Below are 22,430 nucleotides of genomic sequence, written 5' to 3' on the forward strand. Positions count from 1 at the left end.
TAGGTAGCGCTTCGGTCTAAAGGACCGAGGCGTTTTTTCGTGTTCTGGGGTGTGTTTGTGCTGGTCAGCGGGTTGATTCGCGGCCGGGAGTGCGGCTACGGGCGGTACGGGGTCGGTGTTGGGTTTCGGCGTGGTGGTCGAGGCGGATGGCGTCCAGCGCGGTCTTGGTGATGCGTTCGGTGCCGTCGTCAATGGCGGTGATGGCGGCTTGTCGGATGAGTCGGGTGAGGCTGCCGATGCGGCCGGCGGTGCGTTGGTGGAGGTAGGTGGCGTGGCGGGGGAGTGTGCCGGGCCGGTGGTGTTGGAGGTCGAGGGCGTTTTCGAGGTCGGTGATGACGTCGGTGAACGGATGCTTGTTGCCGAGGCGTGCGGGGAGGGGTCCGCAGTCGATGAGGGTGGCACGTCCTGCGAGCTGCGCGCCGCGGACGCGGTTGAACAGGGGTGTGTTGGTGACGTCGATGCCGGCGTAGACGAAGGTCGCGCTGATGCGTTCGGTGAGGTCTTTCAGGAGGTCGGCGGTTTCGGCGCCGGTGGTGGTGCGGGGGTTGACGCGGTGGATCTCGTCGATCAGGACGAGGCGGACACCAACCTGGTTGTAGGTGTGGCAGGCGCTCTCGGTGATCTGGGTCTGGGTCATGCGGGCGGTGGTGGGGATGCCGAGGTAGAGGGTGAACTCGGCGGCGAGCATCTTCGCGGTCGCTCCGGGTGGGACAAGGACGTACGCGACGGGGACCTGGGCGTCTTCTGGTCTGCGCGGTGGGGGAGCGTGGTGGGTGTGGGCGAGGTGGCAGGTGCGCCCGACGTGGAGCAGGGCTGTGGTCTTTCCTGCGGCGGCGGGGCCGGTGACGATCAGTGAGGGCCGGGCGGTGGTCTGCTGGTGGCGGCCGAGGAGTATCAGGGTGCGCATGCTGGTGGCGAGGGTGTCCATGGCGGGGGTGCGGACGGTGACGAACGCGGAGTGGTAGGCCAGGCGTTCCTCGCGGCTGCGTGGCGGGGCGTCGGGTGTGGGCGGTACCGGGGGTGGCGCGAGGACGAACTGCTGCCAGCCCTGCCAAGTGGTGATCGGCCAGGACTGCCGCACCAGCTTCTCGTCGCCGTCGCCGTCGCCGTCGCCGTCGTCTGGTCGGGCGGTGGCCTGGGCTGGGCCGGCGTTGCCGGACGGGGCACCGCCGGGTGGGGTGTTGTTCACCATGTGAGTGCTTCCGCGTGTGCGTCGTAGAGCCCGAGTCCTGTGTAGGGGTGGGCAGGGGCGCTGGTGTCGTCTCCGGGCTCGTCTTCGAATGGTTCGTCGGGGGTGTCGTCCAGGTCGTCGAGACTGTCCGCGTCCGGGTTGGCGCCCGCTTGGCTGACGGCGGTCTCCTCGGCACTGCGCCCGGACCGATTCTGGGGGGATGCCAGGGCAGGTAGGGGTTTGGGGGTGCGGCTGAGGAGGTGGTGCTCGGTGTGTGTGGCGCTTCCGTCGCGTGCCCGGCGCATGAGCTGGTCGAGGGCGTCGGCGAGGTCGGCTTCGTGCTGGTCGGGATCCGGATGGCGTACGGCGTGGGCGCGGACGTGCTGCCAGGTGCGCTCGTTGAACGGGTGGTGGCTGTGGTCGCGGTGGATCCATGGGATCTCGACCAGTGCCGCGTTGGACAGGCGTACCCAGATCTGGCGGGCGTCGTGGGGGTTGTGGTGGACCTCCCACTTCCCGCCGCGAGCGGCGATAGGGGAGGGGCGGCCGCGGTGCGGGGCGAGGAGGTCGTGGTCGTAGGTGCGGTGATGCAGGCGGATGCCGCGTTCGGTGATGGCCTGCCAGCGCACCGGCAGCAGTTCCAGGTAGTCGCTCCCGGTGAGGGGCGCGGGCACGTATCCGGCGACGGCGATGAGCGCGGCCCACATCTGGTTCGGTGTGAGCGCGGCCTTCGGCAGTACGGGGTGGCGCAGGCCTTGATGAGGGCGGTGGTGCCAGTGGATGAGCCACTCGTCGAGGAGGTCCTGGAGTTGGGGGATGGTGTAGCGGGCCTCGTGTGCGGCGGCGGGGCCGCGGCGGGTGATGTCGGGTCCGGTGTAGCCGGGCAGGTGCTGGCAGAACAGGGCGTTGATGGAGCCGAAGGTCCGCTCGACGATGCCTTTCGCGGTCGGTGCGTACGGCGGGGCAGCCTGGACGCTGATCCCGAGGGTCTCGCATGCCGCGGTGAACGCCTTCGACAGGTAGACGGTGCCCCGGTCGGTGACGATCGTCTCCGGGACGACGGCCGGCCGTGCGGCCGCGCCGTGCAGGCGTTCGTCGAGGGTCAGCAGCCGCTGGTGGGGGAGCAGCGTGCTGTGGGCGAAGCGCAGGGCGTCGGGCCAGGTGGGACGGGCCGGGTGGGGGACGGCCATTTCCGCCAGGAGCAGCGGCGTCGACGGCCTGGGTGCTGCTCGGGCAGAGCACGGCGGCCAGGATCGCGCGGGTGGCGACATCGACGGCGATGGTGAGCTCGGGCCGGCCGATGCTGCCGTCGTCGAAGATGGCCAGGACGTCGAGGCGGGTCGTGTCGATCTGTACCTGCTCCCCGGGCCGCAGCGCCACGGTGGGGGTCAACCCGCGTCCGTCGCGTGTGATGGGCGGGGTGCGCACGGGGCGGCCGGGGAGGTCGGCGGGGAGGGCGAGCTGGTGGACGAGCCGGTAAAGGGTGGCCTGTGACGGTGCGGGCATTGCGCCTGGTCCGTGCTCGTCTTCGAGGATCTGAAGAACGAGGGGGAACAGTGCGTTGATGGTGCCTTTGGACCGGCGCCGCTGTCGGCGCAGTGCCTCCTTCACCGCGTTCGCCACTCGTTCGTCATGCTGTCCCGCCGGGCCGGGTGCGCGGGTGGTGCGGTGGTCGACCAGGCCCCACAGGCCTTGCTTGCGGTAGGCGAGCCGCATGCGCTGCACCGTCGTGCGCGACACCTTCCCGAAGCCCAGCGCGGTGAGCTCGGCGGCTTTGGCCTGCTCCCGTTCGGCCAGCGTCCGCCGGGCGGGATCGTACTGGGCCCGCACCATCCCGCCGCTGTCCGGCCCGTCAGGGCGACCGCACTCGACTTCGCGGATGTGCCTCTGCCAGGCCAGCGCCTTCTCGCGCGTGGGGGCTGGGGCCGTCTCGAAGAGCCCCCACTGCGGCACCGGCTGAGTCTGCCCGGCCTCCACTCCCTCGATCTTGAAGGCTGGGTCGGCGAACAAGTGGCTGGCGAGCACGACCGCGCTGCTTCCGCCCTCGTCCGTCAGGTGCACGCATTGTCCTGCCAGTGCCACGACCTGCCACCGTGCCCCGTCGAAGCGGACGTATGCGCCGACCGCCACTACGGGTCGCTTCCCCCGCCGCGTCCCGGTCACGGCGCCGCCCTGTGCCGATTACCGACCGGATGGTGCGGGTGCTCGCCTTCGCGGGCTTCGTACGGCTGTAGGGGGCCGGGGCTGACCAGGACGCGTTCGTGTAGCGGCCTGTCCAGCGGGACGCTCAGCCAGCCGTGCCACAGGGCGTGGAAGACAGCGGGGAGGACCTGGATCGGGTCGCCGACTGCTTCGACGCCCTCGATTAGTGGCCGTGGCCGGGCGAAGGCTTCCCAGACGGCGGCTGTGAGGCCGGGGCGGGTCTGGTTGCGGGGGTGCCGGTAGCCGGCCAGCCACCGCAGATTGGCTGCCATCACAGGTTCGAGCGGTTCCAGGCGCTGGTAGGTCCAGCCGACTTGCTCGCACGCGCGTGTCATCATCACGGCGGCCTGCAGGGCCCGTTCTGCTCCTGCCGCGGTATGGCTGGGGCAGTCGGCGAGGAGGGCGGTCCCGTCGGCGCGGCGGCCGAAGAGCTGTGGAGTCCACGACCGTACCCGGCCCTTGCCCGTCGTGCCACAGCAGCCGCACGGGCCGCCCGGCCAGACCCACGACGTCCGGGTCGCGGTCCAGGACCATCAGCTGTGCGCGCATCGCGTTCGACCCGGAGGCGACGTGCCGCCCGGTGGTCGCCGACCACCACAGCCCGGGCCCCCAGCGTCTGCCGGGGACCACCGGGAACGCCGAGACCGGTTCAAGTTCCTCGAACGCGACGGCCACCGCCGCGTCCACCCACCGCTGCTGTACGGCCTGCCCGCCGAACCCGGCGAACGACGCCTCGAATCCGGATCCCTCACCCGCGTGCTGCTCTGCACCGCTGGTCCCTGACGCGCCTGTCACGTGGCTGAGTCAACTACCCCCGCCAACAGCTTTGCCCGGTTTGCCCATTCTGCTCATGTGGGAGCGCCTGATGCGGTACCTATGCCCGCTACGCCTGCTCCCGGACCGCCCCGGGCTATTCGCCGTCCTCGTCCGTGGTGAGGGCATCGGTGTCGAGCCCTGCCCATTGCTCGACGTCGTGGAGTGCGACGCCCGCGTTCAACGCTGCGAGCGCTGTTTCCCGGAGGGCTTGGTCGAGCAGGTTGATGGAGTGGCTGAGCCGCTGCAGGAGGAGGCGGGCGGCGTCCGTGGTGCGGCCCTTGTGCGCGCCGCGTAGCTGGAGCAGTTCCTCTTGGGCGGTGTCGATGAGGCTGGTGATGAACACGCGTTACTCGGGCGGCACGGTGGAGCGCCAGTTCGTACCGGAACCGCCCGCGGCCTTCTCCCTGGTCTGCTCGCGCAGCAGGGCGGCCATGGTGTGTGGCTGCTGCTCGCTCCTGACCCGCCACGGACCGGCGTCGTAGGCATCGACCGCATGCCGTCGCCGGCGGATGATGGCGGCCTTCCACGCGATCAGCGGGCCGCCGTCGGTCGCGACCAGCGGACCCAGCCAGGGTCGTCCCACGAGTTCGCCGAGGCGGCGCCCGAATTTGCCGTCCGCAGGCAGTGGGCGGGGGCGGCCCGCACCGCTGTCGGCCCACACGAGCTCTTCGGGTGGCCGGGTCCAGCAGCGCACCGGCCACGGCCACTACTTCGGGGAAGACCACCGCGTCCCGCCCGACTGCCCGCCACCGGTCGATGTTCCTACCGGCGTCGCCGACCGCAACCTGCTGCAGACGACGCGGCCAGATCCGTTCGTGCTCCCAGTGAAGGGAGTGTTCCCACCACCGGCACACCACCGCCCGCGCGAGGCCGAAGACCTCGACAGGCTCCACGCCTGACCGGCGGGCACGGCACTCCACCGAGGCCCACTGCTGCTGCGCCGCGACGACTTCCGGGACTTCGCCGAGATCGAGGTTTTCCACATGCTGGTCGGCGTCCGCGTCCAGCTGCCACCGGCCGTGCCGCCTGCACACCCGGTCCCAGCGCTCGGCGTAGAGGACCGTGCGTACCGCCTGCCCGGTGCGGCGTGCTGCGCACAGACGGCAGCCGAAAGCGACCGGGCCCACGACCGCACCGCCAACGCGCCAGAGAGCCTGCGGGGCGCCTGCCGTGGGGCCGGAAAGTCCGTCCTCCTCGTTGTCCCAGGACGGCAGCGCACGCCTGAGCGTTTCCTCGGGAACCCTGCACAGTCCTGCCAGCACGAGAAAGCCGGCTGGGCTGAGGAGGACCTCTGCGTCTGCGCGCAGCGCTCCGCCAGGGTGGCGGGGCTGGTGGTTCTTCCACTGCCAGTGCCCCAGTAGCGAGCCGGGTTCCCGGCCGTAGCGGGCGGCAATCCGGCACATCAGGGACCAGGTCGTCTCTCGGGCCAGGGGCGCCACTCGGAAGAGCCCCGCTTGTGAACCGGTCGTGTGGACTGCTGCCTGCGGAGCCATGCCCACTGGCTACCCGCAAGGACTGCGGTCGTCACGTCGGCTGCGAATCTGCGATGTGTTGGCCACCGGAGCAGTCTGGTTGTCACTGATCTCTTAGGGATTTTCAGGCCACGACTGCCCGTGCCAGTGAGCCAGCGGGTCTGGCCCTCGCCTGCGCAGGTGACTGCTGTGCGCTGCCTGAGGTGGTGCGGTTGGTGTGCGTTTCGCCGATGCCGGCGAGTTGCGGTGACGGGGTGACATCTTCGTGTGACCGGGGCGGAGTTCGGCCGTGCGATGTTTTCGCCGCAGGTCTTCAGCAGTTGCACCGTGCCGTCTTCAGTGTGGCGACGACATGTTCACCAGGAGAGCGACAGCTGCTGTGAACGTCTGGGCGTTTCCGGATCGAGCAGGAATCGAGAAGCGCAGCTGACGGAGTCGCGTCTAGCCTGCTCGCCATGGAGATCACCATTCACACGACGGCTCTGCCGCACGACGACCCGGACGCGTCGCTCGCTTTCTACCGCGACGTCCTCGGCTTCGAGGTCCGCAGCGATGTCGGGCAGGGCAGGATGCGCTGGATCACGGTCGGCCCGGCCGGTCAGCCCGGCACGTCGATCCTTCTGGCGCCGCCTGCCGCCGATCCCGGCATCACCGAGGACGAGCGCCGCACCATCACCGAGATGATGGCCAAGGGCACCTACGGCTGGATTCTGCTGGCCACCCCGGACCTCGACGCCACGTTCGAGAAGGCACAGGCCGGTGACACCGAGGTCGTCCAGGAGCCGACCGAGCAGCCGTACGGGGTGCGCGACTGCGCCTTCCGCGACCCTGCGGGCAACCTGGTCCGCATCCAGGAGCTGCGCTGAGCCCTGCGGGTATCGGTGCAGCTGTGCGGGCCGACATCGCGACCGCCCATAAGGAGCACCGCGGCGCACCAGAGCGGACGTGCCTGCCCGGCCGGCCGCTCGCCAGGGTCGCGTCCGGGGCCTGGTTGAACCGGCCATGAGCCCGGACTCCGTCCCGCCGCGGTCCGGCGGTTGCCCGCCCGGCAGGTCGAGTCCGACGGGCCGGTCCACACCACCGAGCGTGTGGGGTGCCCCCCGAGACGGGTACCCCACACGCTCGACGACGTCGATGGCATTGGAAGATGAACGACAACGGGGAGGGTTCTCATGTGTAGGCCTGAATGGCGGCGTGCACGCGTCCAGGCGCAGCGCCTGGACGATCTCGCGCGGCTGCGCCGCGTCCGCGACCGGATCGACCGGGAGTATGCACAACCGCTGAACGTGGAGGCGCTCGCCCGCGACGTGCACATGTCCGCCGGGCACCTGAGTCGCCAGTTCCGGGCCGCCTACGGTGAGTCGCCGTACGCGTACCTGATGACGCGTCGCATCGAGCGGGCGGCGGCGCTGCTGCGGCGGGGCGACCTCAGCGTCACCGAGGTCTGCTTCGCGGTCGGTTGCGCGTCGCTGGGTACGTTCACCACCCGCTTCACCGAGCTGGTCGGCATGTCGCCCGGGGCTTTCCGGCGCCAGGCGGCGGCTGCGGCGCCTGCCGATGCCGATGCCGCGGGCGCGGCCTACGAGCCGGGCTCGGCGGTCACGGTGGTGGGGATGCCGGCGTGCGTGGCGAAGCAAGTCGCGAGACCGGTCAGGAATCGAGAAGCCCCGGCCGCCGCCCAGCCCCTAGCGTGATGGTCATGGCAACCAACGCTTCCACCGCAGCTATCACGTCCCTCGCGTCCGTCACCCTTGAGGTGGCCGACCCCGAGGCCGCCCGCCGCTTCTACAGCGCCTTCGGCGTGGACACGTACCTGAGCCTGCGGGCGTCCGAGGCCCACTCCACCGGATTCCGCGGCTTCACCCTGGGGCTCACGGTGTCCGGCCCGGCCACCGTCGACGGCTTCGTCGCCGCCGCCGTGGACGCCGGCGCTACGGTCCTGAAGCCCGCCGCGAAGTCGCTGTGGGGCTACAGCGGCGTCGTCCAGGCCCCGGACGGGACGATCTGGAAGATCGCGACCTCGGCGAAGAAGGACACCGGCCCCGACACCCGCGAGATCGACGAGATCGTCCTGCTGCTCGGCGTCGAGGCCGTGAAGGCAACCAAGCAGTTCTACATCGACCGGGGCCTGACCGTGGCCAAGAGCTTCGGCGGCAAGTACGCCGAGTTCGCCCCCGGTGCGACCGGCCGCGTCAAGCTGGCGCTGTACAAGCGCCGCGCCCTGGCCAAGGACCTCGGCGTCCCCGTCGATGGCACCGGCTCGCACCGCATCCTCCTCGGCAGCACCGCCGACACCTTCACCGACCCGGACGGCTTCGCCTGGGAGGCCGCCGCGTAGCTCGCCCTACGCCGTCCTGACTCCCGCACCGCCCCGCCTGACCCTGTACGAGAGGAAACCTGCCATGCCGTCCACGAAGTCGCCCGCCGAGAACTCCGGCACGACCACCGAGAAGTACGACGGATTCACCGCCGAGGAGCGGGCCGCGATGAAGGAGCACGCACGCGAGCAGAAGCAGGCGGCGACGCGGCGCGGTTCGTCCCGGGCGGAGAAGGAGGCGGCCGCGGAGCAGGACGTGCTCGCGAAGATCGCCGAGATGCCGGAGGCGGACCGGGTCCTCGCCGAGCGGATCCACGAGATCGTCAAGACCGCCGCTCCGGGCCTCGCGCCCAAGCTCTGGTACGGGATGCCCGCGTACGCCAGGGACGGCAAGGTCGTCTGCCACTTCCAGAGCGCGGAGAAGTTCAAGTCGAGGTACGCCACGCTCGGCTTCAGCGACCAGGCGGCACTCGACGACGGCGCCATGTGGCCGACCGCCTACGCCCTGAAGGAGCTGACCGCGGCCGACGAACAGCTCATCAGCGCCCTTGTGAAGAAGGCAGTGGGCTGAGGCCGACCGGGGGCGGGACCGGCGGCGACGGTGACCGAGCCGTGGAAGACGGGCTTCTCCGGCTACTCCGTCTTCTCGCACGCCGAATGGGCCGTCAAACCGCTGGCCGACTACGGCGTGCCCGCCTGAGCAGGACACAAGGCAAGGTGCCCGGCAGCGTTGGATTGTCGGTGCCTGGCGTCATCATGGGAGCCGCGCAACGCCTCCCCGCTTCCCCTTGTCGTCTCATTGACCGGCGCATACACGCCGATGTGACATCAGGCGTTTGACCTGCTGGTTCATGCAGCACATACACCTCGAACGGATGGAGAGACGACATGAAAGCGCACGTGAGTTCGATCCTGCTGGGCGTCCGGAACATCTAGGCCGCCAAGCGGTTCTATACCGAGGGGCTCGGCTGGAAGATCCAGAGCGACTACGGCATCTCGGTGTTCTTCGAATCGGACGGCGCCTCGCCCGTCGGCTTCTACAGCCGCGAAGGCCTGGCCGACCAGGTGGGCACGGACCAGGAAGGCAGCGGCTTCAGCGGACTGGTCCTCACCTACGTCGTCCGCAGTGAGACGCGGGTCGACGCGGTGATGGCGGAGGCCGAGAAGGCCGGCGCCACGATCCTCAAGCCCGCCGGCGCCCTGCCGTGGGGCGGGTACGGCGGCACCTTCGCCGACCCGGACGGCTACATCTGGAGTCTCGGCTACAGCGCCCAAGGAACCGACCAGCCCTACGCGGAGTAAAGGAGCACGTCGTGAAGTTTCGCACCCTCGTCGAGCCGCCCGAGCCCATGCGGGGATTGGAAGTTCCGCCCGAGGTGGTCGAGGCGCTCGGCGATGGCGCGCGACCGCCGGTGACGATCACTATCAACGGGCATCGCTGGAAGAGCCGCGTCGCCATCATGCGAGGCCGTCACCTGCTCGGCCTCAGCAACGCCAACCGGCAGGCCGCCGGTGTCGCGACAGGCGACGAGGTCGAGGTCGAGCTGGAGCTCGACACCGAGCCGCGCGTCGTCGTCGAACCCATGGACTTCGCCCGAGCCCTCGACGACGACCCGGCCGCCCGCGCCGCCTTCGACAATCTCACCGACAGCCGCAAGCGTGAACACGTGCGCGCCATCGAGAACGCGAAGAAGCCCGAGACGCGCCGGCGGCGTATCGAGAAGGCCATCGCCGCCCTGCGGAACTGAACCCGAAACAAAGACTCCGCCGGCCAAGCAGACGCCGAGCGGAGGGCCAACCTTACCCAACCCCCCGAAAGGTACATACATGTCGAAATACCCCAAAACCGGCCTGTATTGGTTCCTGGCCCTTGAGTTCGCGCTGGGAGCCGTGACCAAGTACTGGCCGGGCGACACGATATTCAGCACCGCGTACTCCGTGAAGTTCGTCGATTGGGGTTACCCGTCCTGGATGCGCTTCGTGGTCGGTGCCCTGGAAGGTGTCGCCGCCGTCTTGCTCGTGATCCCTGACCGGCGCACACGCTTCCTGGCCGCCACAACGCTGATGTTCGTGCTCACCGGCGCGGCTACCACCCACTTCATCAACCACGACCCGGCGGTGGAAAGCTGGGCCGCGCCGACCCACCTCGTCATCATGGGCATCCTCGCCCTGGCCAACTGGCCCGCCGACTGGCGACACCTCCTGCCGGCCGCCGCTGGCAGCATTCCGCGGTCCAGGTCGAAGATCGTGGGTTGATCCGTCGGTTGTCCGCAGTGCGCGACACGATGAAGGATTGAGTACGGCTGGCCGTGCTGTGCCTACGGGTCCGCTACAAGCCCCTGTCCGCCGACGAGCAGACCTTCGTCCTCACCCGCAAATGGCCCCCCGCCTCGGTGACACCGACGACTTCGCCACCACCGAAGCCGTCGCCGTATTCACCCGCATCACCAGCGCCAAATTCCGGCTCATCACCTGCGAATCTGCAGTTGATGACAGTGACATCTACCGGGCGGATCCCCTCGGTGAGGCCGGACGACAGTCCGTCGAGCGTGTCATGGCCATGATGATAGAGGTCGAGGCGATCGGATGGACTGGCAACATCACTAAAAGTGCATAAGTCGTCACATATGGTAAGAATATGGATGTTGCCTCTGTCGGAGGCAACATCCCTTCCCGACTTCGCGAAAATCAGGAGAACGCATGAGTCCTGACTCCAGGACAAGGTCGTCGCTCGGGCCGCTCCCGCTTCCCATGCGGAGCACTTGGATTGCGGGCGGCAGCCTTGCATCCCTCGCTCTCGTACTCACAGGCATGGCCAGCCCGGCTCTCGCGATGGGGCACATCAAGACGGTCGCGAATGCCTCTGCCGCCAACCCGCGTGGCGAAGGATGCCGAGACGGCCACTGCGACGACCAGGGCGACCACGGCGACCACGGCGACCACGGCCACAGGGGCGAACCCGGGCCCACCGGGCCTGCGGGGCCGACGGGTGCGACCGGTCCCGCCGGTACTGACGGTACTGACGGTGCCACGGGTGCGACCGGTCCCGCCGGTGCCACGGGTCCCGCCGGTACTGACGGTGCCACGGGTGCCACGGGTGCCACGGGTGCCACGGGTGCCACGGGTCCCACGGGTCCCGCCGGTACTGACGGTGCCACGGGTGCGACCGGTCCCGCCGGTGCCACGGGTCCCGCCGGTACTGACGGTGCCACGGGTGCCACGGGTCCCACGGGTGCCGCCGGTACTGACGGTGCCACGGGTGCCACGGGTGCCGCCGGTACTGACGGTGCCACGGGTGCGACCGGTCCTACCGGTCCTACCGGTCCTGCTGGTGTCGATGGTTCCGTGGGTGCCACTGGCCCTGCAGGCTCCACCGGCCCTACTGGCCCTACTGGCCCTACTGGCCCTGCCGGGCCGTTGGATGCGCAGATCGTCTCCCAGGACTACAACGTCCTGTTGGGTGTCAACGCGTCCTACGACTCCCCGGCATGTCCGGTCGGTACTACTCCCATCTCTGGAGGACTGTCTGCCACTGGCCTCGCCACCGTTCTCGGGCAGAGCTACCCAAACGGAGACCACTGGACCGTGACCGCCACGGCAGGTGCCCTCACGACCATTACGGTCTACGCGGTCTGTAGCTAACCCCCCACCTCACGACCGGCTTTCGTGCGCTATGAGTCCCCACCGGCCTTCCGGCGGGGACTCAGCTTGTCCTACCTTTCAAGCGGGTCGGATCTGATCATTCGCTCCAAGCGGCTGCTTGGATTCGGACCACACCCCACCCCGCTCTCGTAGCCAGCGCCCGCGCAGCGGGCCCAGGGCCAGGGAGCGGAGCGACTAGGCCCCACAAGGCCGCGAAGCGGCCGTTTCCCCTTGCGAATCTGCGGTTTGTTGTCACTGGGGGAGCGGGGTGTTGTCACTGAGCGCGGTATGTCGTTTGTACTGGTGACGGGCTCGTGACGGTTGTGGTGGTGACAGGTTGCCGCGTTTTCAGTGGTGACAGGTCATGACGCTATTGCTGGACAGCCTGGTGCAGATTCCTAAGGCGTGAGGGCCGGGGCTGGGTGCCGCGGCTGCCGGCCGGGTCCCGCGGACTTGTTCCGTCGTCAGGTGCCGGGATGTCATCGCAGGGCGTTGGTGCTCTACCCGTTTGGGGCGGCACCGCAGGCGCGCAGGGGGCGTTCTAGGCTGGGCCCGAGAGAAATTTCCTCGTGAATTTTCCGGCAGGGTGTGACTCGCCCGCCCCGGAGAGACCACGTCAAGAGGGCGGCCCCGGGAGCTTTGCCGTAACCGCTACTGCGCCCAGTCGACGCCCAGCGCGGCAAGTGCGGCGAGCTGGTCGGCGTCAAGCTTGCTGCGTCGGGTTTTGGTGTTGGAGACCCAAACGCCGAGCTTCACGACAACCGGCTCGGCCTCGCCGGCGACCGTGATCGGCTCACCGTGGCCGCGGGGTACCGGCCGGTGGGCGCCTTCCCTCTCTACCCACTGGGTGAGGGCTGCAAGGCCCCTGTGGAACGCTTGCTGTGCCTTGCTCGGCCCCTTCGTCGCACGACTGGCCGGCCGGGGCGGGAGACGGCGCCTGCGTGGGTTGTACGCCCAGCACGGTGAGCCGTTCCTGCTGCTCGGGCAGGAGCTGTGCCCAGGTGGCCGGCTGCTTCTGTTGCTGGAGCCACTTGCCGATGTCGTCGCCGTCCATCAGGACGCCGGGCGCGATGTCGGGCAGCTGTCCGTCGGCGTCGACCAGGTCCGCCAGGACGCGGTAGTGCCGCTGCCAGTCCAGCGGCCAGGGGCAGTTCCAGTCCTTGTCGATCGCGGCGAGCTGTGCGGCCCGGGTCGTCGCGGTGTCCTCGTTCTTCCCGAGGCCGTTCTTGGTGCCCTTACGCCGGAGGTTGGCCATGTGCTGCCCGACGGGCACCATCTCGTCGTCCTCACCCCACACCGCGTCCTGCCGGGGTGCGAGGTGTCCGGTGGCCCTCCGGTAGGAGCGGAGCGCGGCGAGTTTGGCCTCCCACGCCTCTTCGCCGGGCTCCCACACCATCCCGGCTTCCGGCGCGTCCAGCAGGGTCTTGCGCCGCTCCTCCAGCTCCCCGGCCCTCAGGGCCTTGCGTTGCTGGTGGACCCATCGCCCGAGGGGGAACGTCTTGGTGACGCCGACCTCGGTCTCGGTGTCGTACGGGACGGCGTACGGGCCGGCGATCCCGTTCTCCGCCCGCCACCGGATCAGCGCCTGGTAGCCCTCCAGCCACACCAGGCTGTCGGGCCGGTAGACCCGGGTACGCAGGAAGGCCGCGATCGTGGCTGCGTCCCGGGGAGAGGAGAAGTGCAGCAGCGCCGACTCGGCCGCTGCCTGGGTGCCGTCTTGCTCCTGGTCCTCGCCTTGGCCGTCGGCCCGGACGATCCGCCCGTCCTCGTCTCGCCGGAGGTGGACCTTGCGCTGGCCGTGGGTGAGGGCGCGGGAGGCGAGCTGCTCGACGAGTCGTTCATCGTGGGCACGCAGCGCGGCGAGGACTCGGACCAGCGGCAGATAGGCCCCCGATCCCAGCCAGTCCTCACCGCGCTCGTCGGGCCCGAGGAATACCGGTACCAGCAGTGAGGCGATTTTGTCCCCGCGCGGCCCCTGGCGCAGGGCGCGGCCGACGGTCTGGACGGTATCGACGATCGACTCCCGAGGGTCGCCGAAGACCACCGCGTCCACCGCCGGGATGTCCACGCCCTCGGCCAGAACCCTCGCGCTGGAGAGCACCGAGCGCTCCACCACCTGACCGTCGGCGCGCAGGCCTCGGGCGAACTCTCCCAGTATCGCCCGCCGGTGGGCCATCCGGTGACTGCCCTGCAGCCAGCCCGACCACACCTCACGCGGGTAGAGGGCCGGGTCCGCCTGACGAAGACGCAGGGAAGTCCCCTCCACCGAGGCGGCGAAGTCCCGTGCATCCGCGACACGGTGATGGAAAGTCATGACCCGTTCCAGATGATGCTCCGCCGCGGCCTTGAGTACGGCCGCCTGCAATGCCTCCAGACGCGCCTGCGTCCTGCTCGCCTCCGGACGATCGCAGTTGGCCGGTCCCGCAGCCAGGGCCTGGTCCCGGATCTCCAGCACCACGATCTGGTAGCGGGCCAGCAGCCCGCGGTCGATGGCTTCAGCCAACGTGAGCCGGTACACCACCGGGCCGAACACCTGCTCATCATCCATCGAAGCGACCAGAGCCGGCCCATCGTCAGCTTCGGCAGCCGCAGCCGGCCACGGCTCGGCCACCCGCGGCGTGGCGGTCATATACAGCCGGCGATCCGCGGGGATGGCGGCGTCGTCATGGATAGCGGCCCACGGCTTGCCCCAGGGCCCTGACGTGCGGTGCGCCTCGTCCGTTTTACCGACTGAAGTCGTGTAGGAAATGCTGCTGAGCTGGTGCTTCAGGTGTCGTACATGTTCGCGACGACGGGCGCCTTCTTGGCGGTGGTCTTCGAGTGTGGTGCTGTCCGTGTACTGACAGCTATGGGGTCGGCGCTGGCGGCGCGGTGCTCGCTGTAGGCAGTGGTGGCGGTCTGCCTGGGCGGTTGTCGGGAGTCGCTGTGGTGGTCTTGGTGAGGGTGGACTAAGTTGGAATGACAGTGTGGCTGTCATCGCGGGGAGTGACGTGGACGATGTTGAGCGGGATTTCAATGCCGAGATTGGCCGGCGGGTACGCGCGGCAAGGGCGCGAGCGAAGTTGACGCAGGAGCTGCTGGCCCGGAAGGCGGGGCTGACACGCGGGTCGATCACGAACATCGAGTCCGGTGCGCAAGCTCCCCCGCCATACCGGTTGGTGCGCCTTGCGTCAGCGCTCGGGGTGAAGCCGGCCGACCTGCTGCCCGGGCTGCAGGAGCCCGGCCAGGTAAACGGGCTGCCGGACTATCTAGCGGACGCAGTGGCGTCTGTAGCGTCGGAAGCCTTTGAACGGAGGGTGCGCGATGGCCAGGTCTGACGCGGCGGCCAAGATGCTGTTGACGCAGTTCGGCATCGATGAGGCGCCTATCAACCCCGTGCTGATCGCGGAAAAGCTGGGCGTGTTTGTCGTGCCGCAGGACATGCCGGACGACGTCTCGGGCATGCTGCTGCGCCGGGGAGACGAGCAGGTCATCGGTGTGAACCAGAAGCACCACGAGAACCGGCAGCGTTTCACGGTGGCTCATGAACTCGGGCACCTGCGGCTGCATCGCGGTCGGCCGCTGATCCTGGACACCGATACTCGTGTGAACTTCCGTGACACGGTCTCAAGCATGGCCACGGATCGTGAGGAGATGGAGGCCAACCGCTTCGCGGCGGCTCTGCTGGCTCCTGAGCCCATGGTGCGTCGCGCCGCACGCGAGGCCGAGTTCCGTACGGCCCAGCAACTGGCGCTCATTATGGCCAGGCGCTTCGAGATGAGTGAGATGGCCATGAACTACCGGCTGATCAATCTCGGCATCATCGCGGACCCCACGGCGTAACGCTTTCCGCACTGAAAGGCCGCTCCGCATCCCGGGCGGTCTCTGTTGTACAAAAACACGACAGCGAAACTGTCACTCAAAAAATGTTGCCGAGAGGATACTGGGCGTGCTGTCCTGGATGCGTCGACAGGGGCCGAGGTGGCCTCTGGGAACAGGAGGTGCGTCATGCCGGGCAAGTCCAGTAAGGCGAGTGGGTCTGGTGGGAAGCGTGGTCGGAGTGCGGTCACGGGTCGGTTCGTGAAGCAGTCGACGGTGCGTCGGCACCCTTCGACGACGGTGAACGAGCGCGTGTCGCGCGGCTCGAAGAAGAGCAAGTAGGCGGGCTTCGAGCCCGCCTTTCACATATCCCGGTCTGCCGTGGCAGGCCGGAGGAAGGGGAGGTGGTCGTCATGACGACGGCAGACACCCAGCATGAGAAGACCAGCGGCAAGACAGTGACGGTCACGGTGGACGGCGACCCGGTGGAGGTGCCGAAGCGCACGACGCCGAACGCGGTCCTGGCCCTGGCCGGTATCGACGCAGGCACGCACTATTTGGTCCGGATCACCGGTCGGCACCAGCACTCGTTCGCCGGCCGGGGGGAGGAGGAGATCAACGTGCACGAGCGGGAGACGTTCGTGTCGGTCTCCACCGGCCCGACCCCGACCGCATGACCGTGGTAATGCCGGAGGCGGGGCCCGCGGGAATGCTCGCGGGCCTGCGCCGCGCCGGCTACACGGTGGAGCAGACCGGCAACTTCGCCGTCTTCGACTACCTCGTCGAGGTCGGCCCGCAGGCCGGGACGACAGTACGCATCGGCCTGGATCTGATGCCCGACTGGCCGCTGTCGGCCCCGCACGGCCCGCACATCACCCCCCGCCTGGGACACCCCCACGGCGCGGTGCACAATTCCCCGCTGGGCCCGGAGTGGGAACACTGGAGCCGCCCGCCCGCCGACTGGGCGCAGGACCGCACCGTCCGCGGCTACCTGAGACATCTGCGCACCCTGTTCGCGCAGTTGGAGAACGGACGCTCCGCATGATCAGCCGCTTCTCGGTCGCGATGACCAGCGAGGTCGCCCAGCACCTCACCGGCCACCTGCGCCGTGCGGACGGGCAGGAGGACTGTGCCTTCGTGCTGTGGCGGCCGAGTGCTGGCGCCAGCCGTACCACCGCGCTGCTCGTCGAGGTGGTGCTGCCGCGCAAGGGTGAGCGGATCGTGCATGGCACGGTGGATTTCACCAGCGCCTACTTCCTGCGCGCCGCCGCCCTCGCAGCCGAGCACGGCTGTGGACTCGGTTTCATCCACGCCCACCCCAAGGGCCGGGGCTGGCAGCGCCTGAACGGCATCGACCACGCGGCCGAGGCGTCCTTCGCCGCGCAGACCCGGGTGATCACCGGCCGCCCGCTGGTCGGTCTGACTTTCGCGGCCGCGGACGCCGGATTCAGCGCCCGCATCTGGCAGCAGCAGGCTCCCCGCCGCTACACCCCTACCGAGGCGGAGAGCGTTCGTGTGGTCGGCGGCCGCCTGACGGTCACCTTCAACGACCGTCTTCTCTCTGTGCCGGCGGCGACGAACCGGCAGCTGCGCACCGTCTCCGCCTGGGGACAGACAGCCCAGGACGATCTGGCCCGTCTGCACGTCGGTGTCGTCGGATGCGGCTCAGTCGGCATGCTCGTTGTCGAAGCCCTGGCCCGCACCGGTATCGAGCGCCTGAGCCTGTTCGACTTCGACACCGTTGAAGAGGTCAACCTCGACCGGCTCCTGCACGCCACCATCCGTGATGTACGCCTGCACCGGGCCAAGGCCCACCTCGCCGCCCGAACCGCCCGCCGTGCGGCCACCGCCACGAACTTCCGCGCGATGCCGTACGAGCTGAGCGTGGTCGAACCTGCCGGGTTCGCCGCCGCGGCCGACTGCGACGTGATCTTCTCCTGCGTCGACCGGCCCTGGCCCCGCGCCGTCCTCAACCTCCTCGCCTATGCCCATCTCATCCCCGTCGTCGACGGCGGCATCGCGGTCGACGCCCGTGGCGGACGCCTGCGCGGCGCCGAATGGCGCGCCCACATCGCCGCCCCCGGCCGCGCCTGCGTGGAATGCCTGGGTCAGTACGACCCCGCCCACGTCCAAGCCGAACGCGACGGCTCTCTCGACGACCCCGCCTACATCACCGGCCTACCCGTCGACCATCCGCTGCGCCGCAAGGAGAACGTCTTCGTCTTCTCCATCAGTGCGGCGGCCGCGCAGCTGAACCAGTTCGTCACCATGACGACCGCGCCGGGCGGGATCGCCGACACAGGCGCCCACCTGTACCACCTGACCACCGGCACCCTTGAGCGCCGCGAGGACGGCTGCGAGGTGGGCTGCCCCTACGACGGCATGCTGCGAGGGCTCGGTGACGACGCTCCCGTCACCGTCACGGGACGGCATCTGGCCGCCGAGCAAGCCCGCGCTGCACGTGGTCTTGCCGTACATCGCTGGCCGCTTCGAGCTCGGCGCGCCGTCGATGATCTCCTGTTCCGTCTCTGATGATCCGGTGGGATACGGGATACGGGATACGGGATACGGGATACGAGGCGGCCAAAGGTGTTCGCTCGGCCGGTCCGGCTCGCGTAGCCGGGTGCCCGTGCGCAACCTGATTACGTTCCGTCGGGCTTCAAGCGCTACTTGCGGGAGCCTTCGCTGCGCGTGAGACGTAGCCCGGTCAGGGCCTCGGGCTTGGCAGTGACGGGAAACCCTGCTCTCAGCCGATAATCGTCATGCATCGGAGAGCTGGAGGGGTTGTGGGGGCGGGATGGACGGCTTTGCTGGTGGCCGTGGTCGGTGTGGTTGGCACCTTGGGTGCCTCGTTGTTGACGCAGAGCCGTGCGGACCGCACCAAGCGGATGGAGATGGAGGCGGCTGCGGAGCAGCGGCGTGAGGAACGTGATCACGCAGAGGCTCTCCTCGAGGCGGAACGGGCCCGGAGCCGGGCTGAGGAGTCCATCGCATTGCGCAGGGCGTGCTACATCACGCTCAACACGGCAGCCCGCCAGTACCTGACCGCACAGGTCGACGTCATGCACGCGCTGCGTAACGGGACAGGGATTGAGGCCGCGCTTGAACAGCTTGAGGCCCGCCGTACGACACTTCGGGAAAGCTACGCCGAGGCGCAGATGATCGTCCCCCTGCAGGTAATGGCAGGTGCGGGCGCAGCCAGCAGGCGTCTGAACGCTGGCTACGGACGGCTGAAGCAGATCGCCGCGAGCACTCCTTACAACCAGGAAGATGTGAACACATTCGAAGCCAGTGTCGAACAGTCGTGGACGCTCCTGTCCGAGATGCGCCAGCAGATGCGGTTCGACCTCGGAGTGGACACAGAGCCCGCGTCTGACACTGACCTTTGACGACCACACTGGCGCATCAGGCACGCACCGGGGAGGAAGCGACTGCTGATGGGGCTCTACAAGCGCATGATCGAGGAGCAGGACGATCAAGGCTGGTGCTTCACCGATCAATACGTGTGCACCGGCTGTGTGAACGATGACGTCCTCGAAGCGGTGCTGAGCGCCGCCGGGAATGATGAGGACGCCTGCAGCTTTTGCGGACAGTCTCCGGCTGCTGAGCTCGATGTTCTGCTGGAGACGTTCGTCGCAGCCATCTACACCGAGTACCGCTCCGCTGACGACGAGGGGGTCTCCTGGGACGGCAGAGAAGGCGGCTACCAATGGACCATCCTGGATACGTGGGAGGTGGTCGAGGACTGTGGCGGCTCAGATGTCCTGGTGGGTGATGGCCTTTTGGACGCCGTATGCGATGCCATCATCGACCAGCCCTGGGTGCCTGTCGACTTCATCGCCCCTCGCCGTGATGAGGCTCTTCGCGATGGGTGGGCCCGTTTTTGTGAGCAGGTGCAGTACCGCACCCGCTACGTGTTCTGGCTGCGGGAAATGGAGGAGGAGTGGCTGGGAGCCGGCGAGGTATCGGCCGGCCGCATCCTTGACCACGTGGGCGACCTCATCGACAGACTCGGTCTCGTCAGGGAACTGCCCGCCGGCACTCGCCTGTGGCGCGCGCTGCCCCACGACGAGCCGCAGGTCGACTGGAACGCGCGGCGCCTGGGCACAGCACCACGTGAACACGCGCGGCAGGCCAACCGTATGAGCCCTGCAGGTATCCCCATGTTCTACGGGGCGATCGACGCCGAAACCGCGGTCCAGGAGACCTCACTACGCAGTGAGGAGTCCTGGGCGACGGCCGCAGCCTTCGTGACGTCTGCTCCATGTACCGTCGTCGACTTCACGGACCTGCCGCCCGTGCCCTCCCTGTACGACCTCGACCGAGCGGCGGACCGTCGCCCTCTCATCTTCCTGAGAGACTTCACCGCCCAACTGACCAAGCCCGCGCGTTCCGCCTACGAGCAGATCGACTATGTACCCACCCAGGTGGTCACCGAGTACCTCCTGCATGTCTTCCGCCCCCATGCGCCGGTCTCCGGCCTGCTGTATACCTCCTCTTTGACTGACGCGATGGCTGCCGTTCTCGATGTGCCAAACGAACGTTGCGTCGACCGCGGCACCGAAGCGCCTGGCCAAGGGGATAGCAGCCTGTCCCTCGTGCTCGACTCCGCCTCCCGCCGTACGGTCCCTGTCCGCCGCGATTCCTGACTCTTCCGGCAACCATCCGATATCTCCGGAGGAACTGGCGTAGGCGGCCATCTCGATAGCCACGGGGCAAATACTCCCCCGGCGGCAACCAGCACAAAAAGGAGTTGCTGGTGTTTTCCGTTGGTCCTTCGAAGCCCTTCGTGGAACGGTTGGGCGCCTTCATCGCTGATCCTCAGGCCGTCGTAGATCTGCGGCGTTACTTCGGTATCGGTCTGCCGCCCGGCACGGTGCCGTTCACCGGCAGCCGGTTCGAGCATCTGGCTGGTGGGGGAGACCGGCCGGAGGTCGCTGACCGGATCACGGCGGAGGACCTGATCGCGGTGCAGACCTTGTCGGTCACCGTTCCGGCACCTGTCACGCTGGACATCCTGGAGGGCCGCCTCGGCACGCGGCTGTCCGGTCTGCTGCAGGCCATTCCCAGGGACATCGACATGGTTGATGCCGACGCGGTCGTCGTGGCCGACGGCTCGCCGGCGGATCGGACCTGGACTCTGCTCTGCGAGCAGCATGGGGTCAACTGGGTCATCGCCGGGAAGGTCCTGGCCCGTAAGCGTCCCCGACTGCTCCCGGTCTACGACCGAGTCGTCCGCTGTGCCGTCGGTCGGCCGCCGTCCTTCTGGCTCGCTCTCCATGCCGCGCTGCGCGAGGACGATGCCGCGTTGCATCACCAGCTGTTGGAACTGAGGCAGGCCGCGGGGCTACCCGAGACGGTGAGTGCGCTGCGGGTGTGCGATGTGGCGGTTTGGATGAACCACCGTGCCGTCGGCCATGCCTGCCCCTGAGGATGCCGCTGTCAACGTGACCCGAGGAGGCGTTCTGGCGTGTGAGGGTCACGGACTTTACCAACTGTCACCTGGGTGTGTGGGACGTTCGCGTGGAGTGGTCCGCGGGGCCAGGGAAGGGGTGTGGACTCGGGACCGGGAGTGCCGCCAGCGGGGCGGCCCTGGGTCTAGAGGGAGCGGCAGCGGGTGGGTGGTCGGTTGGTGGTGGGGGAGTTGCGGGTGCAGGAGATCGTCCGTGCCGACGGGCGGGTTTCCTACACGATCGTGGACACGGACTGCTCGGTGGTGGCGGAGGCGGACGGGTTCCTGCGTGCCTGCCGGGCGGGTACGGACCGCACGTACGCGTATGTGCTGGTTGATCATCTGCGGTGGTTGCGGTTCGCGTGCCTGGACACAGGCGCGGTGTCGCTTGAGGACCTGCGGCACTACATGGCGGCCCTCGGAGCGGATTACCCGGGGCCGTTCGGTCTGCCGTGGAGAGAAGGCAAGCGCCCCTACGGGCACAGCGCGCTGAAGACCGCCGCGGCCTGCCTGAAGGGCTTCTACCTTCACCTGGGCATCCGGGGCGTGAACCCGTCACTGGCGGAGGCGCTGCGCGTCACGCGGCTCCCGACGCGGGCGGACCGCCGTCGAGCGATGCTCGGGCACGTCCTGGACAGCATGCCCGCGAACCCTCTGGCTCCGTCGGAACGGATGCGCCGGCACCCGAAAATGCTGCCGGAAGGCGCCCGGGATCTGCTGCTGGGGGCGGTCTCGTGCGCGCGGGACCGGATGGTGGTGACGTGGCTGGCCGACGGCGGTTTCCGGATCGGTGAGTTGTGCGGACTGCGTCTGGTCGACCTGCACCTGCGCGAGCAGGCCGCGTGCGGTCAATGCCGGGGGCCGCACGTACACATCTGTCACCGTGAGGACAACGGCAACCGGGCTCGGGTGAAGACCAAGTCCCCCTGGACGTCACAGGACGGCACTGTGTGCGGCGGGACGGTGCGGCGGGTGAGTCCGGCGATGATTCACACCTACTTCGAGTACATCACCACCCAGTACCCCGCCCAGACCGCTCACGGCATGCTCCTGGTCAGCCTGCACGGCCCCACCCGGGGCCGGCCGTGGACCACGGCCGCGGCCCGCGGCATGCTGCGCCGGGCCGCATTCCGTCTGGAGATCGGCCGGGTGGTCCCGCACGCTTTCCGGCACAGCTTCGCCACTGCGGTGCTGGACGCCGCCAGGGGTAACGCTGTGATCGCGCGTGATGCCGGCGGCTGGGCCTCGGCGGCGACCGTCGAGCAGGTCTACGGTCATGTGGACGTCCACGACCCGGCCTTCGCCGCCGCGCTGGCGCAGGTGTGGGGGACACGGCCGTGATCCCGCTGACTTTGCTGCCCGGCCGCACGGACACCACCCGCATCGGCCGTGACCGGCTCGAACTACTCACGGCCCTTATCGAGGCTCCCACATTCGACCCGCTCTTCCGCGATCTGCTGATCTTCATTCCGCCTCAGCATCCGGTCTACGTCTGGCAGTGCGGGTGTTGACGGCTGCCTGCGCATCCGCCGGGTCGGCCACAACCTGTGCAACACGCAC

The 22,430-nt window shown here is 68.7% G+C and carries 20 protein-coding genes and 4 pseudogenes; 18 read left to right on the forward strand and 6 right to left on the reverse strand.

All coding sequences use genetic code 11. The features are described from left to right. Nucleotides 1–64 precede the first annotated feature (64 nt). From J7F03_RS14310 to J7F03_RS42340, 5 genes and pseudogenes are all read right to left on the reverse strand, one after another. Nucleotides 65–1,063, reverse strand: a complete 999-nt coding sequence (locus J7F03_RS14310; protein WP_214949509.1) for a TniB family NTP-binding protein — start codon at nt 1,061–1,063, stop codon at nt 65–67. Between the two features lie 122 nt (nt 1,064–1,185). Further along, a pseudogene (locus J7F03_RS42640) lies at nt 1,186–3,334 on the reverse strand (Mu transposase C-terminal domain-containing protein). Continuing rightward, nucleotides 3,331–4,168 (reverse strand): annotated as a pseudogene (locus tag J7F03_RS14320) (TnsA-like heteromeric transposase endonuclease subunit). Before J7F03_RS14320 ends, J7F03_RS42640 begins: the two co-directional pseudogenes overlap by 4 nt. Before the next feature lie 115 nt (nt 4,169–4,283). After that, nucleotides 4,284–4,532, reverse strand: a complete 249-nt coding sequence (locus tag J7F03_RS42335; protein WP_308379505.1) for a hypothetical protein — start codon at nt 4,530–4,532, stop codon at nt 4,284–4,286. Between the two features lie 3 nt (nt 4,533–4,535). Then, the gene (locus J7F03_RS42340; RefSeq protein ID WP_308379506.1) at nt 4,536–4,772 is read right to left on the reverse strand and encodes a hypothetical protein; all 237 of its coding nucleotides are present in this window, start codon (nt 4,770–4,772) and stop codon (nt 4,536–4,538) included. A gap of 1,344 nt (nt 4,773–6,116) precedes the next feature. On the opposite strand from J7F03_RS42340, the gene J7F03_RS14330 reads away from it, so the two are divergent. The 8 genes and pseudogenes from J7F03_RS14330 (at nt 6,117) to J7F03_RS14365 (ending at nt 10,595) form a co-directional block, all read left to right on the forward strand. Next, complete coding sequence (locus J7F03_RS14330; protein ID WP_214949483.1) at nt 6,117–6,527, forward strand: VOC family protein; 411 nt, start codon at nt 6,117–6,119, stop codon at nt 6,525–6,527. A 306-nt stretch (nt 6,528–6,833) separates the two neighbouring features. Then, complete coding sequence (locus tag J7F03_RS14335; protein ID WP_214949485.1) at nt 6,834–7,355, forward strand: helix-turn-helix transcriptional regulator; 522 nt, start codon at nt 6,834–6,836, stop codon at nt 7,353–7,355. 5 nt (nt 7,356–7,360) lie between these two features. Beyond that, nucleotides 7,361–7,999, forward strand: a complete 639-nt coding sequence (locus J7F03_RS14340; RefSeq protein WP_374104330.1) for a glyoxalase — start codon at nt 7,361–7,363, stop codon at nt 7,997–7,999. A 64-nt stretch (nt 8,000–8,063) separates the two neighbouring features. Beyond that, a complete protein-coding gene (locus J7F03_RS14345; RefSeq protein WP_214949488.1) occupies nt 8,064–8,549 on the forward strand; it encodes an iron chaperone in 486 nt (161 codons plus the stop codon). A 377-nt stretch (nt 8,550–8,926) separates the two neighbouring features. Next, a pseudogene (locus J7F03_RS14350) lies at nt 8,927–9,280 on the forward strand (VOC family protein); the annotation flags it as partial. Nucleotides 9,281–9,291: 11 nt separating this feature from the next. Further along, nucleotides 9,292–9,726 carry a YdeI/OmpD-associated family protein gene (locus J7F03_RS14355; RefSeq protein WP_308379507.1) on the forward strand — a complete coding sequence of 145 codons (435 nt, stop codon included), beginning with the start codon at nt 9,292–9,294 and terminating at the stop codon, nt 9,724–9,726. Nucleotides 9,727–9,805: 79 nt separating this feature from the next. Beyond that, complete coding sequence (locus J7F03_RS14360; RefSeq protein WP_214949489.1) at nt 9,806–10,234, forward strand: DoxX family protein; 429 nt, start codon at nt 9,806–9,808, stop codon at nt 10,232–10,234. 121 nt (nt 10,235–10,355) lie between these two features. Further along, nucleotides 10,356–10,595 (forward strand): hypothetical protein, encoded by a 240-nt coding sequence (locus J7F03_RS14365; RefSeq protein WP_214949490.1) that lies wholly within the window; start codon nt 10,356–10,358, stop codon nt 10,593–10,595. Between the two features lie 1,676 nt (nt 10,596–12,271). On the opposite strand, the pseudogene J7F03_RS14375 reads toward J7F03_RS14365, so the two are convergent. Continuing rightward, a pseudogene (locus J7F03_RS14375) lies at nt 12,272–14,339 on the reverse strand (Helicase associated domain protein); the annotation flags it as partial. A 271-nt stretch (nt 14,340–14,610) separates the two neighbouring features. Between J7F03_RS14375 and J7F03_RS14380 the strand changes: the two are divergent. The 10 genes from J7F03_RS14380 (at nt 14,611) to J7F03_RS14425 (ending at nt 22,381) form a co-directional block, all read left to right on the forward strand. Then, a complete protein-coding gene (locus J7F03_RS14380) occupies nt 14,611–14,937 on the forward strand; it encodes a helix-turn-helix transcriptional regulator (protein WP_308379508.1) in 327 nt (108 codons plus the stop codon). Further along, on the forward strand, nt 14,924–15,442 hold the full coding sequence (locus tag J7F03_RS14385) for an ImmA/IrrE family metallo-endopeptidase (protein WP_214949492.1): 519 nt from the start codon (nt 14,924–14,926) through the stop codon (nt 15,440–15,442). The genes J7F03_RS14380 and J7F03_RS14385 overlap by 14 nt, the downstream gene beginning before the upstream one ends. 389 nt (nt 15,443–15,831) lie before the next feature. Beyond that, nucleotides 15,832–16,095 carry a hypothetical protein gene (locus J7F03_RS14390; protein ID WP_214949495.1) on the forward strand — a complete coding sequence of 88 codons (264 nt, stop codon included), beginning with the start codon at nt 15,832–15,834 and terminating at the stop codon, nt 16,093–16,095. Beyond that, on the forward strand, nt 16,092–16,463 hold the full coding sequence (locus tag J7F03_RS14395) for a hypothetical protein (RefSeq protein ID WP_214949496.1): 372 nt from the start codon (nt 16,092–16,094) through the stop codon (nt 16,461–16,463). Before J7F03_RS14390 ends, J7F03_RS14395 begins: the two co-directional genes overlap by 4 nt. After that, complete coding sequence (locus J7F03_RS14400; RefSeq protein WP_214949497.1) at nt 16,460–17,950, forward strand: ThiF family adenylyltransferase; 1,491 nt, start codon at nt 16,460–16,462, stop codon at nt 17,948–17,950. Before J7F03_RS14395 ends, J7F03_RS14400 begins: the two co-directional genes overlap by 4 nt. A gap of 281 nt (nt 17,951–18,231) precedes the next feature. Next, nucleotides 18,232–18,807, forward strand: a complete 576-nt coding sequence (locus J7F03_RS14405; protein ID WP_308379516.1) for a hypothetical protein — start codon at nt 18,232–18,234, stop codon at nt 18,805–18,807. Nucleotides 18,808–18,855: 48 nt separating this feature from the next. Further along, the gene (locus tag J7F03_RS14410) at nt 18,856–20,067 is read left to right on the forward strand and encodes a HEPN-associated N-terminal domain-containing protein (protein WP_214949499.1); all 1,212 of its coding nucleotides are present in this window, start codon (nt 18,856–18,858) and stop codon (nt 20,065–20,067) included. A 110-nt stretch (nt 20,068–20,177) separates the two neighbouring features. Beyond that, entirely contained in the window at nt 20,178–20,849 is a 672-nt protein-coding gene (locus tag J7F03_RS14415; RefSeq protein ID WP_308379511.1) for a DUF6308 family protein, read from the forward strand. Between the two features lie 219 nt (nt 20,850–21,068). Beyond that, nucleotides 21,069–22,211, forward strand: coding sequence for a tyrosine-type recombinase/integrase (locus J7F03_RS14420; protein WP_308379512.1), 1,143 nt, complete (start codon nt 21,069–21,071; stop codon nt 22,209–22,211). After that, entirely contained in the window at nt 22,208–22,381 is a 174-nt protein-coding gene (locus tag J7F03_RS14425) for a hypothetical protein (RefSeq protein ID WP_214949500.1), read from the forward strand. The genes J7F03_RS14420 and J7F03_RS14425 overlap by 4 nt, the downstream gene beginning before the upstream one ends. Nucleotides 22,382–22,430 lie beyond the last annotated feature (49 nt).

Origin of the sequence: Streptomyces sp. ISL-43, from assembly GCF_018614195.1 — a bacterium.
In the GTDB taxonomy this organism is placed as follows: Bacteria; Actinomycetota; Actinomycetes; order Streptomycetales; family Streptomycetaceae; genus Streptomyces.

Excerpts from the sequence above, each read along its gene's own strand:
- J7F03_RS14360 (WP_214949489.1), top strand. The coding sequence starts at position 9,806 with ATGTCGAAATACCCCAAAACCGGCCTGTATTGGTTCCTGGCCCTTGAG.
- J7F03_RS14390 (WP_214949495.1), top strand. The coding sequence starts at position 15,832 with ATGACGACGGCAGACACCCAGCATGAGAAGACCAGCGGCAAGACAGTG.
- J7F03_RS14400 (WP_214949497.1), top strand. The coding sequence starts at position 16,460 with ATGATCAGCCGCTTCTCGGTCGCGATGACCAGCGAGGTCGCCCAGCAC.
- J7F03_RS14410 (WP_214949499.1), top strand. The coding sequence starts at position 18,856 with ATGGGGCTCTACAAGCGCATGATCGAGGAGCAGGACGATCAAGGCTGG.
- J7F03_RS14340 (WP_374104330.1), top strand. The coding sequence starts at position 7,361 with ATGGCAACCAACGCTTCCACCGCAGCTATCACGTCCCTCGCGTCCGTC.
- J7F03_RS14365 (WP_214949490.1), top strand. The coding sequence starts at position 10,356 with ATGGCCCCCCGCCTCGGTGACACCGACGACTTCGCCACCACCGAAGCC.
- J7F03_RS14395 (WP_214949496.1), top strand. The coding sequence starts at position 16,092 with ATGACCGTGGTAATGCCGGAGGCGGGGCCCGCGGGAATGCTCGCGGGC.
- J7F03_RS14345 (WP_214949488.1), top strand. The coding sequence starts at position 8,064 with ATGCCGTCCACGAAGTCGCCCGCCGAGAACTCCGGCACGACCACCGAG.
- J7F03_RS14330 (WP_214949483.1), top strand. The coding sequence starts at position 6,117 with ATGGAGATCACCATTCACACGACGGCTCTGCCGCACGACGACCCGGAC.
- J7F03_RS14385 (WP_214949492.1), top strand. The coding sequence starts at position 14,924 with ATGGCCAGGTCTGACGCGGCGGCCAAGATGCTGTTGACGCAGTTCGGC.
- J7F03_RS14335 (WP_214949485.1), top strand. The coding sequence starts at position 6,834 with ATGTGTAGGCCTGAATGGCGGCGTGCACGCGTCCAGGCGCAGCGCCTG.